Source organism: Paracoccus methylovorus, from assembly GCF_016919705.1.
In the GTDB taxonomy this organism is placed as follows: domain Bacteria; phylum Pseudomonadota; class Alphaproteobacteria; order Rhodobacterales; family Rhodobacteraceae; genus Paracoccus; species Paracoccus methylovorus.
The window spans coordinates 277,501-289,696 of record NZ_CP070371.1 but is presented as its reverse complement, the minus strand read 5'-3'; the positions used below and the strand labels follow the sequence as shown (position 1 = coordinate 289,696).

General features: G+C 62.6%; 8 protein-coding genes, 1 tRNA gene, 2 rRNA genes and 2 pseudogenes (1 of these 13 cut by a window edge). 8 read left to right on the top strand and 5 right to left on the bottom strand.

Annotated features, from left to right (window positions below; genetic code table 11):
* Positions 1-3 precede the first annotated feature (3 nt).
* The 7 genes and pseudogenes from JWJ88_RS22280 to JWJ88_RS14520 all read left to right on the top strand — a co-directional run.
* A pseudogene (locus JWJ88_RS22280) lies at positions 4-1,824 on the top strand (baseplate multidomain protein megatron); the annotation flags it as partial.
* Positions 1,825-2,391: 567 nt separating this feature from the next.
* A pseudogene (locus tag JWJ88_RS22275) lies at positions 2,392-4,518 on the top strand (baseplate multidomain protein megatron); the annotation flags it as partial.
* Positions 4,519-4,532: 14 nt separating this feature from the next.
* Positions 4,533-5,276, top strand: coding sequence for a DUF2793 domain-containing protein (locus JWJ88_RS14540; protein ID WP_205296497.1), 744 nt, complete (start codon positions 4,533-4,535; stop codon positions 5,274-5,276).
* A 4-nt stretch (positions 5,277-5,280) separates the two neighbouring features.
* The gene (locus JWJ88_RS14535; RefSeq protein ID WP_205296496.1) at positions 5,281-5,535 is read left to right on the top strand and encodes a hypothetical protein; all 255 of its coding nucleotides are present in this window, start codon (positions 5,281-5,283) and stop codon (positions 5,533-5,535) included.
* 66 nt (positions 5,536-5,601) lie between these two features.
* Positions 5,602-6,270, top strand: a complete 669-nt coding sequence (locus JWJ88_RS14530) for a YcbK family protein (protein ID WP_205296495.1) — start codon at positions 5,602-5,604, stop codon at positions 6,268-6,270.
* Positions 6,267-6,512 carry a hypothetical protein gene (locus JWJ88_RS14525; RefSeq protein ID WP_205296494.1) on the top strand — a complete coding sequence of 82 codons (246 nt, stop codon included), beginning with the start codon at positions 6,267-6,269 and terminating at the stop codon, positions 6,510-6,512. Before JWJ88_RS14530 ends, JWJ88_RS14525 begins: the two co-directional genes overlap by 4 nt.
* Positions 6,475-6,666 carry a hypothetical protein gene (locus JWJ88_RS14520; RefSeq protein WP_240200333.1) on the top strand — a complete coding sequence of 64 codons (192 nt, stop codon included), beginning with the start codon at positions 6,475-6,477 and terminating at the stop codon, positions 6,664-6,666. The genes JWJ88_RS14525 and JWJ88_RS14520 overlap by 38 nt, the downstream gene beginning before the upstream one ends.
* Positions 6,667-6,834: 168 nt before the next feature.
* Here JWJ88_RS14520 and JWJ88_RS14515 read toward each other — a convergent pair whose 3' ends face one another.
* The gene (locus tag JWJ88_RS14515) at positions 6,835-7,950 is read right to left on the bottom strand and encodes a hypothetical protein (protein WP_205296493.1); all 1,116 of its coding nucleotides are present in this window, start codon (positions 7,948-7,950) and stop codon (positions 6,835-6,837) included.
* Between the two features lie 106 nt (positions 7,951-8,056).
* Here JWJ88_RS14515 and JWJ88_RS14510 point away from each other — a divergent pair, with 106 nt between their 5' ends.
* Positions 8,057-9,211 (top strand): STING domain-containing protein, encoded by a 1,155-nt coding sequence (locus JWJ88_RS14510; RefSeq protein ID WP_205296492.1) that lies wholly within the window; start codon positions 8,057-8,059, stop codon positions 9,209-9,211.
* Positions 9,212-9,610: 399 nt separating this feature from the next.
* Here JWJ88_RS14510 and JWJ88_RS14505 read toward each other — a convergent pair whose 3' ends face one another.
* The 4 genes from JWJ88_RS14505 to JWJ88_RS14490 all read right to left on the bottom strand — a co-directional run.
* The gene (locus JWJ88_RS14505) at positions 9,611-9,874 is read right to left on the bottom strand and encodes a hypothetical protein (RefSeq protein WP_205296491.1); all 264 of its coding nucleotides are present in this window, start codon (positions 9,872-9,874) and stop codon (positions 9,611-9,613) included.
* A 412-nt stretch (positions 9,875-10,286) separates the two neighbouring features.
* Positions 10,287-10,363 (bottom strand) — tRNA-Met (locus JWJ88_RS14500).
* 42 nt (positions 10,364-10,405) lie between these two features.
* A 5S ribosomal RNA gene (rrf, locus tag JWJ88_RS14495) occupies positions 10,406-10,520 on the bottom strand.
* 112 nt (positions 10,521-10,632) lie between these two features.
* Positions 10,633-12,196: ribosomal RNA gene (locus JWJ88_RS14490) — 23S ribosomal RNA — on the bottom strand (it continues 1,266 nt past the right edge of the window).

Sequence of the window (12,196 nt, the reverse complement as noted above, 5' to 3'; positions counted from 1 at the left end):
CCCATGGCAACCATCCTTCTCGGCGCGGTCGGCACCGCCATCGGCGGCGGCTTTGGCGGCGCGATCCTCGGCCTCTCCGGTGCCGCCATCGGCGGCATGATCGGATCCGGCATCGGCTCCATGGTCGACAGCTGGATCGTCTCGTCCATGATGCCGGGCCAGCGCATCGAGGGGCAGCGCATGGACAGCCTGCGGGTGACTTCCGCCACCGAGGGCGTTGTGATCCCGCGCCTCTATGGGCGCATGCGGATCGGCGGCAATATCGTCTGGGCGACCGATTTCCGCGAGGAAACCAATGTTCACCGCCAGGGGGGCGGCAAGGGCGGCGGGCAGAAGGTCACCACGACCGAATACCTCTACTACGCCAGTTTCGCGGTCGCGCTCTGCGAAGGCCCGATCACCGGCATTGGCCGCATCTGGGCGGATGGCGAGGTGGTCGATCTCAGCGAGGCGACGTGGCGCTGGTATCCGGGCAGCGAGGTTCAGGCCCCCGATCCCTTCATCGCGGCGAAGATGGGGGTGGGGAACACGCCTGCCTATCGCGGCACCGCCTATGTGGTGTTCGAGGAACTGCCGCTGGCGCGCTTCGGCAACCGCCTGCCGCAACTGTCCTTCGAGGTCTTCCGGCCTCTGGACGATGCCGACACCGCCGAGGGCCTGGTGCCCGCGGTCACCGTTATCCCGGCGTCGGGAGAATGGTCCTACGCAACCCAGATCGTGCGCAAGGCCGGGGACGGCGACAGCGCGGCCGAGAATGTCAACGCCATGGCCGGAACCGCCGACATGGTGGTTTCGCTCGACCGGCTGGAAGCCATGGTGCCTGCGGTCAAGAGCGCCTCGCTGGTGGTGTCCTGGTTCGGCGACGATCTGCGCGCCGGAAGCTGCACAATCCGCCCAAAGGTCGAAATGGCGCAGAAGAACACCACGCCTGCCTGGAGCGTCAACGGCGTGAGCCGCGGCGATGCGCTGGTGGTCAGTCAGGACGATCAGGGGCGGCCGATCTATGGTGGCACGCCAGCGGATTTCTCGGTGCTGCAGGCCATCCGCGAGATGAAAACGCGCGGGCTCAAGGTGACCTTTTATCCGTTCCTGATGATGGATGTCCCGGCCGGCAACACCCTGCCCGATCCCTACAGCGACAATGCCGCCAGCATCGGCCAGCCGGTGCTGCCATGGCGCGGGCGGATCACCTGCTCACCTGCCGCCGACTTCACCGGGAGCGTGGACAAGACCGCGCTCGCCGCCGCACAGGTCTCGGGTTTCTTCGGCAACGCCCAGCCCTCGGACTTCACCGTCAGCGGGGAAACCGTCACCTGGACCGGCGGCACGGATTGGGGCTTCCGGCGCATGATCCTGCATTACGCCCACCTCTGCGCGGCGGCGGGCGGGGTCGATGCCTTCCTGATCGGATCCGAGATGCGCGGGCTGGCCTCGATCAGATCCGGGGCATCGACCTATCCGGCGGTTGCCGCGTTGCAATCGCTGGCCGCTGCCGTCCGCTCGATCCTCGGGCCGGGCACTAAGATCAGCTATGCTGCCGATTGGTCGGAGTATTTCGGGCACCACCCGGGCGATGGCTCGGGCGACGTGTTCTTCCACCTCGACCCGCTCTGGGCGGATGCCAATGTCGATTTCATCGGTATCGACAATTACATGCCGCTTTCCGACTGGCGCGATGGCTGGGAGCATCTCGATGCGCTGGCACGGCCGTCGATCTACGACCGCGCCTATCTGCAATCGAACATTGCCGGCGGCGAGGGCTTCGACTGGTACTATGCCAGCGAGGGCGACCGGATCGCGCAGAACCGCACACCGATCGAGGACAGCATCACACCGGGCGCCGGCGGCAAGGTCATCGCCGCGATGCCTGTTGCAGCACCCGGCATCAGCCAAAGTCCCGGCACCAGTTTCACCACCACGGTGCCATATCGGAGTGCCAGCATCACCCTATCCTGCCGGGTTCAGTTCCCGGCCCTGATCGCGGACGGCATTGTTTTCGAGATCGGCAACCAGAGCAGCGGCATGTTCTTTGGCCTGGCCGGCGGGCAGTTGATCTTGCACGAGATCTTCTCGGCCATCGGACAGACCAGGACAGCCGCGATCCCTGCCGCCTCACTTGCCGGCAGGACCGTCGATCTGGTCGCATGGTTCGACATGGCAAGCGGCGAGATCGGCTTTGCAGTCGACGGGAATGTCGCTGCCACGGCAAGCTTCGGCGGGTCCGTATCCGGCACATGGGCCGCCAACAACGGCGCAGGATATGGCCTTGCCAACGGCCCGGTGCCGGGGTCCAGCACCGTCACGACAGCACTCCCCTGGCCGGGAGCGCTGGTCAGCAATCTCAGCATATGGTCGGGCGCGATCCCGAGTTTCGCGACCTTGCCCGCGGTGGCACCCGAGCCGTGGATCTTCCGCTACAAGGACATCCGCGGCTGGTGGTCGAACCCGCATCGCAACCGGCCGGGCGGGATCCCCGCGGCATCCCCGACCGCATGGCTGCCGCAGTCGAAGCCGATCCGGTTTACCGAACTCGGTTGCCCGGCCGTGGACCGCGGCCCCAACCAGCCGAACGTGTTTCATGACCCGAAATCCTCGGAATCCTTCGTGCCCTGGTTCTCGCGCGGCTGGCGCGACGATGCCGTCCAGCGAGCCTATCTGGAAGCGACCTACCTGTTCTGGGGTGACGCCGCAAACAACCCGGTCTCCACCGAATATGGCGGGCGCATGGTCGATATCGCGGGCAGCGCCGCATGGACCTGGGATGCCCGACCCTATCCGTTCTTCCCCGAGCTTTCCGATGTGTGGTCGGACGGCGGCAACTGGCGCCTCGGGCACTGGCTGACCGGGCGGCTGGGCGCGGTGTCGCTGGCGGCGCTGGTGCGCCACCTCTGCCTGCGCGCCGGCATGCCCTCGGCGTGGATCGATATCTCGGGCCTCACCGGCGCGGCGGACGGCTATGTGATCTCGGCGCTGGAATCGCCGCGGACCTCGATCACCATGCTGGCGCGTCACTTCGGCTTCGATGCCGTCGAGAGCGAGGGCCGGATCAGGTTCGTCATGCGCGGCCGTGCGCCGGTCGCGGTGATCGCGCCCGATTCGATGATCTCAGCCCACCAGGGCGACGTGATGGAACTGACGCGCGGCCAGGAGACCGAACTGCCGCAGGCGCTGAAATGGCAAGTCGCGCGCGCAGACGAGGATTATGACGCGATCACCGTCGAGGCGCGGCGCGTCACCGTGGACGCCACGCGCATCAGCTCGGACAGCTTCGCCGTCGCGGTGCCGCCCGAGGAAGCCGACCGGCGCTGCCGCCGGGCGCTGATGGAGGCATGGATCGGCCGCGAGACCGGAGCCTTCAGCCTGCCGCCCTCGATGCTGGCGCTGGATCCCGGCGATGTCATCGCGCTGGATCACGACGGACGGCTTGCCGAGATGCGCATCCTCACGGTTTCCGATGCCGAGGCCCGTAGCATCGAGACCATCCGCCAGGACCGGGATGCCTATGACCTGCCGCCCGGAAGCCCTCGCCCGGCATCGCTTTCCCGGCCGGTTGTGTTCGGTGCGCCGCTGGTCGAGCTTCTGAACCTGCCGCAACTGCGCGAGGATGTCGCGCCACACCACCCGCTGATCGCCACCCATGCCCGCCCCTGGCCGGGCCAGATGGCGGTGTTCCGCAGCCCCGAGGCTTCCGGCTTCGAACTGCTGACCACAGTCAGCACCCGGGCGCGCATGGGCGAACTGGTGGCCGATCTCCATGCCGGCCCAACCTCTCGGTTCGACTACGGTAACTCGGTCTATCTCGACCTGCTGTCAGGCACCCTCGAGAGCGTCACCGACCTGCGCCTGTTCGCTGGCGAGAACGCGCTCGCCGTCGCGCAGCCGGGCGGCGGCTGGGAGATCCTGCAATTCGGCGCCGCCGAACTGATCGCCCCCGGCCGCTATCGGCTCTCGCGGCTGCTGCGCGGTCAGCGCGGCACGGAGGCCGACATGGCAGCGGCGGTGCCGGCCGGGGCGCGGGTGGTGGTGCTGGACGCAGCGCTGGCCCCGCTGCCGGTGAGCCAGGCCGATCTGGGCATGCCGTGGAACTGGCGCGTCGGGCCATCTTCGCGGGCGGTCAGCGACGACAGCTTCACCGCGCGGGCCTTCACACTACGCGGCACGGGTCTGCGCCCGTTCGCGCCCGTGCATGTCCAGCAGCCTTGGCGGCGCGCGCGCAGCCCCGGCGACCTGACCATCCGCTGGATCCGTCGCGATCGCTCGCTCGCCGCCGACAGCTGGAACGCGGTCGAGATCCCGATGTCCGAGGTGGGCGAGTCCTGGCGGGTCGAGATCCTCAACGGCGCAGTTGTCAAGAGATCCTTGACGACTGTGACCGCCAGCGTGGTCTACACTGCGGCGCAGCAAACCGCCGATTGGGGCGCGCCGCTCGCCCCCGGTGCGTCCCTCGATATCCGCATTGCCCAGATCGGGCAGGCGTTCGGTGCCGGGGCGGCCCCTGTCACCACCCTCTGGTTCTAAACAGGAGACAACCCATGCCTGACACCACAGCGCATCTCGCGCTGCCCTTCATCATGGCCGCGCAGGCCCAGAAGCACGTGACCATGAACGAGGCGCTACGACTGCTCGACGGCATCGTGCAGCTATCCGTTCTCGACCGCGATCTGACCGCGCCGCCGGCAAGTCCGGCCGAAGGCGACCGCTATATCGCAGCCAGTGGCGCGACGGGCGCGTGGGCTGGCTGGGACCGCAGCATCGCCTACTGGATCGACGGCGCCTGGATGCGGATCCTGCCGAGCGCCGGCTGGATGGCCTGGATCGAGGACGAGGCGCAGGCCATCGTCTGGACCGGATCGGCGTGGATCCCGGTTGTGGATGCCATGGGCTTCATCGCGCAGGCAGCCTCGGTCGCCGTGGCGCGGGAGGCAAATGGCGCGACCACCGGCATCGCGGTGCGGGAAGAAACCCTCTCCGGCCTTTCCGGGGCCAGCCGGGACTCGACCATCGTGATCCCCAACCGCGCCATCGTGCTCGGCGTATCCGTGCGGACCGTGACCGCGGTGCTGGGCGCCAGCTCCTTCGACTGCGGCGTCAACGGCGAGCCCTCGAAGTTCGGCGGCGCGCTCGGCGTGGCCGTTGGCAGCAGCAATATCGGCGTCATCGGCCCGACGGCGTTCTATGCCGACACGCCCGTGCGCCTCACCGCCAATGGCGGCAGCTTTGCCGGCGGCGCGGTGCGCATTGCCATCCATTACCTGACCTGCGTCGCGCCGGGCTGAACCCATGGGAGAAAATTTCACGGACACGATCCGCGAATGGTGGGGCGCGATCATGGCGGCAACCGGGCTGGGCGTGTGGCTGGTCCGTCTTGAGGGGGCGAGCAAAACCGCGCTGCGGGAGGTCGAGCGGCTGGAAAAGCAGCTCGACGCCGATCGCCAGGCGATTTCCGAGACCCGCAAGGAACAGAACGAGATGCTGCGCGAGATGCGCGCCGACATCAAACGTCTGCTGGAACGCAGCGGGCCCGCCCGCGACTGACCGACGCCCAATCCGACCGTCCACCCACCCCGCCAGCGCGCGGGGTTTTTCATTTGGAGAGACCGCATGACGTTTTATCAACATTGGCGGAACCTGCCGGCGACCGCCTGGCACTGGCCGAACTTCTCGCCTGCCGAGATCGCCTGTCGTGGCACCGGAAAATTGCTGGTCAACGAGGATGCGCTGAACCGGCTGCAGGAGCTGCGCGTGACGCTGGGCAAGCCGCTGATCGTGAATTCGGCCTATCGCAGCCCCGAGCACAACAGGAAGGTCGGCGGCGCGAATGCCTCGAAGCATCTTGAAGGCTCCGCCTTCGACATCTCGATGGCGAACCACGATCCGGCCAGTTTCATCGCCGCCGCCCGCAAGGCCGGGTTCAAGGGCATCGGCACCTATCCCCGGTCAAACTTCATCCATATCGACACCGGCCCTGCGCGCGCTTGGGGCGAGCCCTTCCCGGCGCGGGCGACACCCTTCGCGCCTGACCAGCCTTCGGCCCGCGAGCATCTGGCCGACAGCCGCACCCTGAAAGGCAGCGGCGCGGCCGGTATCGGCACCATCGGCGCGGCCGGCGTCGAGGTGGTGCAGCAGGCGCTGGCCGAGACGCAGAACGCAATCCTGCCGCTGCTGCCCTATCTCGACGGCCTGCGCTGGATCTTCGTGGCCCTCGCTTTGACCGGAATCGCGGTGACGATCCATGCCCGTCTCGATGACTGGAACCGGAGCCAAAGATGATCGGCTGGCGCCTCACCCGCGGCCCGGCGCGCAAGGCGCTGGGTCTGATCCTCGCAGCGGCGACGATCCTGCTGTTCCTGCTGAACCTGCGCCGCGCCGGGGAACAGGCCGGGCGCGCCGCCGAACGCTTTGAAGCCAGAGAGAGAAACCATGACATCCAACGCCAGATGCTGGACGCTGCCAGCCGCCGCCCCGCTGATCGCGATGCTCTGGCTGACCGCCTGCGCGATGGCCGGTTCTGACTTCACGCCGCCCTGCCCGCCCGTTGTCGACTACACCGCCTCCGATCAGGCGCGGGCGGCACACGAGATCATGGCCCTGCCGGAAAGTGCGGTCGTGGTCGGGATGCTGGGCGACTACGCCGTCCTGCGCGATCAGGCGCGCGCCTGCCGGTGAAAGGCGGGCCGGGCAAGTGCCAGGCGGGAAGCGCCAGACGCCTCGACCGCCGCGTCACGCCCGGCCCGTTTCACAGATTCACGGTGTCAAGGAGCGGCAGGAAGGATTCGCTGCAAATGGATGATGGCAGGTGCGGCGACGAGTGGAACGTCGTCGGGCGCAGAAGATTCAGAGAGAAAAGCGCGCAGTGCTGTGGGTATAGAGGAACTCGCGCGTTTCGAAGTAAGCTAGGTCTTCCATCTCTTGCATGATGCGGACTTGAGCAGCACGATCCGGTATTCTTTGCGCCGATACAAAGTCGCGAAGCAGTTTTGCCGTATAGGAAGCATAGACGCGGTTGCGCGATAGATCATTCGTCAGCCCCAAGCCGTCCTTGAACGCCTGCAATCCAACAACAAGGATGGCAAGAATACTTGCTCCAAGCATGGAACCTTCAATAACAGGGGAACCGGGAGCATAAATGAACATGCCTGCCACAGCTAGAGCTTGGAGGGCAACAATTCCTGCAGTGGTAATAAACTCGATTCTGCTTACTGAGTGCTCTTGGTCTGCAAGGGAGCCGGAAAAGGGTAGGGCTGACGCCTTGCGCGCCAACTGTTGGGTGGCATACTCGCCCTGCCAGTTAAATCTGAGTTCGATCCAGTACTGCTCCAGTTCCTGGAAGTATTCTGCGTCTATAGCTTCGGCGTTCACTTCACCAAAGTCGACAAGACGAGCCTCTTGCAGGGCTTCATCGCCGAGAACAGCTTGCCGATAGCCAGGGCTTCTCAAGCGCCGCAGGACGCGCTCAAGCGTTCTGCCGCGATCCTCGATGAAGCGCCTCCGCTCAAGTGAACTGCCGCAGCAGATTGAGGAAAGGTTCGCAAGAATTGTCTGAAAATAGAAATGCCGCAGGCGCTCGGCGATAAGGCGGTGCTTCAGCCAGTCGTCACGCTTGCGGCCATAGAGAATGCCGTTTCCGAACAGAAGCGCCAAGACAAGCAGAAGAAAGGACGCAACTGCTACGACGTATGCGCCAGCCGGGTGACCAGAGACCAGGGGCGCAAACATCGGTGAGGTGCCGACCAGTGTGGTCGCAAGCGAAAGCACGATGGAGCCGATGGAGAATAGACAGTTTCGGCGGGAGCCTAACTTCAGTCTCTTTGCCGTGTCCTCATGCTGACGAAACGCTTCAACCAGTTCGGGCCACACCAGGACGTCCGCGATCTTGGGGTACTGCAATCGCAAGTAAGCTTGGTCGCCTTCGTTGCTGGCAAGATCGGAATTTGCCTTCGTTTCGTGCATACTAAATGCCCCGACTTGAACCCTCCCCGGACAATGCCGCACCTGTAGCAATACCACAACACTTTTGGTATGACCTTGCAGTAGCCAAGTTATTGATCCACGCGAGATGTCCAAAGCCATGCAGAATCTGCGAGTGTTTACTCTCGGCGACATGAAGCCAGCCGGTGACGCGGACCGCGATGACACTCGCTACGTCCGACAAACGCACACATCACAACTCGCGCGCATCATAGAAGGTGCGGCCAGGGACCTAGCTCGGATCGGCGAGATTGAAGGCGCGGACTGCATCGAGGTGAGTGCGCCGGAGGACAGCAACAGAGCCGACATTGTCGGAGCAGTACTGTCCGCGATCGAGAACAGCGATCTGCTCATAGTGGACGTCAGCAACGAAAGTCCCAGTGTCATCTATGAGCTCGGCGCGGTGAACGCGCTAGGCTTGCCGTACATTCTCGTGACGTCGCGTGTGTCACTGCCATTCTATCTCACCCAAACACGCGGCATTCTGAACTTCGCCTTCGCCAGTGAATACAAGTCTTCCGAGCCGAGCCATCGCGAACTGCGCAATCGACTCCTGCGGAACTACCGCAGCGCGGATAGTTTGGAAGCCATGGAAAGTCGGTTCTCAGAGTATTTCGGTGGCCTGCCCATCGTAAACATTTCCGGACCCGTCAGTATCGCCACAGGCTATCAGGCGAACTTTCTCAATCGGTTTGGCGCGCAAGATCACGGCTTGTTGTCCCGTCAGGTGACATGGGCAAAAGGTCGCGACGGGGACAACGAAATCGAGGTGGTTACGCGAATCCGACCACGACATCTGATCGTGGTAATCCCCGACCTGAACCGTCATTCGGACTATAATGATGCGCGCAGCACCTGCGAGGAGGACATGCTGGCCGCCGGTCTGGAGCTGGACAGCGTCTCGGTCCTGGAGGAGCCGGGCCGCAACCAGCGACTCGGGATGGGAGTTCTGATCGTCAAGAACCATGCCGAGATCGTTCTCGACATACCGCGGACCTTATTTCCGCTGTTGCGAAGTCCGCGCATTCTTACGGCCTTCAAGAATGGCGGGGGTTTTACCGACAGCCAGGTCAGGGAAAGGACGACCAGGCGGCTCATCTCCGATTTCCGTGCAGCTCTCGAGTGGAACCTTGGACTTGCACGGCAAGGATCCGACGCCCCTTGGGACCGTGTGCATATTGTGCCTCAAAGGGAACTCGTGGCAAAGGTCCTGGAACTTGTCGACCCGGGTGCACGTGCATGAGTTCTGGTTGGATAGAAATGCCGGGTGGCTTGCTCATGCGGCAGGACGAATTCTCGTGGCAGGGGGCAGTCCAAGGTGACGCGCACTTCTTCCTGCGGCGGAGCAAAGACAGGCCTGATGAATTTACTGACACCCTGTGGGGCTCCGTGACCGACGCAGAAGCTGCGATGCTTCTTGCTTCTTTTGTGGAGCAGACGGGCGGACTGATCTCGCGGGAACCCGGTCAGGCACGAATCGTTTTCCGATCAGTCTTGACGAGGCTCGATGGCAGCGCTGACGGGAAGGAGCAGATTTCCCGGCTGCTGAGGATCGTCGACGAGGCATGCTACCGGTTGGGGGTACATCTTCAGCAAGCCACGCCGTCTTCTGACGGTCCCAGCACGAGGGTGGTCTGCGACTTTACGGACGTCTAGGCCGGGTCTCGATGTGCTGGATCTTGGTCGTCGACGGACTGTTGCGACCTGTTTCACGAGGATAGATTGCCAGTTTCTGGCCTCGAAATATGCTCTTCGCCCGACCAACCACATCGCCTGCCAAGACCTCGTCCAGCGGGCCATTTTCAAGCTTCGTGATGGTCTCAATGCTCGTTCGCAGCTCGATTGCGGCTTCAACCGGGCTCCAACCCATCAGAATGCAACCCGTCTTGAATGCCCATCGTTCCATTTCGCGCCTTCCGTTTCTTCTCAACCACTATCGGCTGAATTGGTTAACTGGAAGTTAACGATCTGTCAGAACAACTTGGCTCGCAACGGGCGTTGCTTCAATCTTGGGTTCGACCGTCGTCAAGGGCTGTATCGCTCCTCGACGTCATCCAGACCCCGACCAGAGTCACGCCCAGGCCGACGAACATCACCACGGTAATCGGTTCGCCAAGCAGTGCCCAGGCCCAGATCATCGTCACCGGCGGGCTGAGATAGATTGTGACCTGCCACGGGATATTTCCTCCAGATGCGATTAGAGTCCGGCCCAACGTCTGGCCGGCTCTGTTTTTGTTGAGTTGGTGTTGAGTCGTCGGGGAACGGCAAAAAGCCCCGCGATTGTGCGAGGCGTAACGTGCTGATTTTATTGAGGAATTTGGTTGCGGGGGTAGGATTTGAACCTACGACCTTCAGGTTATGAGCCTGACGAGCTACCGGGCTGCTCTACCCCGCGCCGTTTTTCATCGTTTTGAGAGATATCATCGCGTCTTTTCAGGTCTGGCGGTGACCTACTCTCCCACGTCTTTTGACGCAGTACCATTGGCGCGACGGCACTTAACTGCCGAGTTCGGGATGGGATCGGGTGTTTTGCTCGTGCTAAAGCCACCAGACCAGAAAAGAAGCGATAATCGGCGTTTCCCGAGGGAATGGTTGTCCAAGGATGCTTTTGGAAGCGAGACATTTGCTTGCATCTGCAAGCGTCTGGTCTGTCTTCTTCCGGATCAAATCAAGCCTATCGAGCCATTAGTACCAGTCAGCTGAACGCATTGCTGCGCTTACACCTCTGGCCTATCGACGTGGTGGTCTTCCACGGCTCTCAAGGGATACCTTGTTTTGAGGGGGGCTTCACGCTTAGATGCCTTCAGCGTTTATCCTGTCCGTTCATAGCTACCCTGCACTGCGGCTGGCGCCACAACAGGTCCACCAGTGGAACGTTCACCCCGGTCCTCTCGTACTAGGGGCAACTCCTCTCAAGTATCCTACACCCACGGCAGATAGGGACCGAACTGTCTCACGACGTTCTAAACCCAGCTCACGTACCTCTTTAAATGGCGAACAGCCATACCCTTGGGACCTGCTCCAGCCCCAGGATGAGATGAGCCGACATCGAGGTGCCAAACGATGCCGTCGATATGGACTCTTGGGCATCATCAGCCTGTTATCCCCAGCGTACCTTTTATCCGTTGAGCGATGGCCCTTCCACTCGGGACCACCGGATCACTATGGCCGACTTTCGTCTCTGCTCGACTTGTCAGTCTTGCAGTCAGGCTGGCTTCTGCCATTGCACTCGACGAGCGATTTCCGACCGCTCTGAGCCAACCTTCGCGCGCCTCCGTTACTCTTTGGGAGGCGACCGCCCCAGTCAAACTACCCACCACGCAGGGTCCCGGACCCGGATAACGGGCCGCGGTTAGACATCAAGAGTGCGAAGGGTGGTATCTCAAGGATGGCTCCACGGAAACTGGCGTCTCCGCTTCAATGCCTACCACCTATCCTGCACATCGCAATCCTGATGCCAGTGCGAAGCTATAGTAAAGGTGCATGGGGTCTTTCCGTCTAACCGCGGGAAGTCTGCATCTTCACAGACAATTCAATTTCGCTGAGTCCACATTTGAGACAGCGGGGAAGTCGTTACGCCATTCGTGCAGGTCGGAACTTACCCGACAAGGAATTTCGCTACCTTAGGACCGTTATAGTTACGGCCGCCGTTTACCGGGGCTTCAATTCAAGGCTTGCACCTCTCCTTTTAACCTTCCGGCACCGGGCAGGCGTCAGACCCTATACGTCGCCTTACGGCTTCGCAGAGCCCTGTGTTTTTAGTAAACAGTCGCCACCCCCTGGTTTGTGCCCCCCGCCAACAGTTGCCTGCCAACGGGGCCTCCTTCTCGCGAACTTACGGAGGTATTTTGCCGAGTTCCTTAAATGTGGTTCTCTCAAGCGCCTTGGTATTCTCTACCAGTCCACCTGTGTCGGTTTAGGGTACGGTCTCATGGAGGGCTATTTCCAGGAACCACTCAGCAGCCCTTCCAATCCGATAAGGAAGAACTACCTCTGCGATCCGTCACCATCTCCTGGCCCAGGAATATTAACCTGGTTCCCATCGACTACGCCTTTCGGCCTCGCCTTAGGGGCCGGCTTACCCTGCTCAGATTAGCTTTAAGCAGGAACCCTTGGACTTTCGGCGACAGGGTCTCTCACCCTGTTTGTCGCTACTCATGTCAACATTCTCGCTTCCGATCACTCCACCGGATGCCTTACGGCCCGGCTTCACAGTAAAGCTCGCGCC

What these genes read in the sequence shown, in the direction of transcription:
- JWJ88_RS14505 (WP_205296491.1), bottom strand. Translation starts at nt 9,874, where the DNA reads ATGGAACGATGGGCATTCAAGACGGGTTGCATTCTGATGGGTTGGAGC.
- JWJ88_RS14510 (WP_205296492.1), top strand. Translation starts at nt 8,057, where the DNA reads ATGTCCAAAGCCATGCAGAATCTGCGAGTGTTTACTCTCGGCGACATG.
- JWJ88_RS14530 (WP_205296495.1), top strand. Translation starts at nt 5,602, where the DNA reads ATGACGTTTTATCAACATTGGCGGAACCTGCCGGCGACCGCCTGGCAC.
- JWJ88_RS14520 (WP_240200333.1), top strand. Translation starts at nt 6,475, where the DNA reads ATGCTCTGGCTGACCGCCTGCGCGATGGCCGGTTCTGACTTCACGCCG.
- JWJ88_RS14540 (WP_205296497.1), top strand. Translation starts at nt 4,533, where the DNA reads ATGCCTGACACCACAGCGCATCTCGCGCTGCCCTTCATCATGGCCGCG.
- JWJ88_RS14515 (WP_205296493.1), bottom strand. Translation starts at nt 7,950, where the DNA reads ATGCACGAAACGAAGGCAAATTCCGATCTTGCCAGCAACGAAGGCGAC.
- JWJ88_RS14535 (WP_205296496.1), top strand. Translation starts at nt 5,281, where the DNA reads ATGGGAGAAAATTTCACGGACACGATCCGCGAATGGTGGGGCGCGATC.
- JWJ88_RS14525 (WP_205296494.1), top strand. Translation starts at nt 6,267, where the DNA reads ATGATCGGCTGGCGCCTCACCCGCGGCCCGGCGCGCAAGGCGCTGGGT.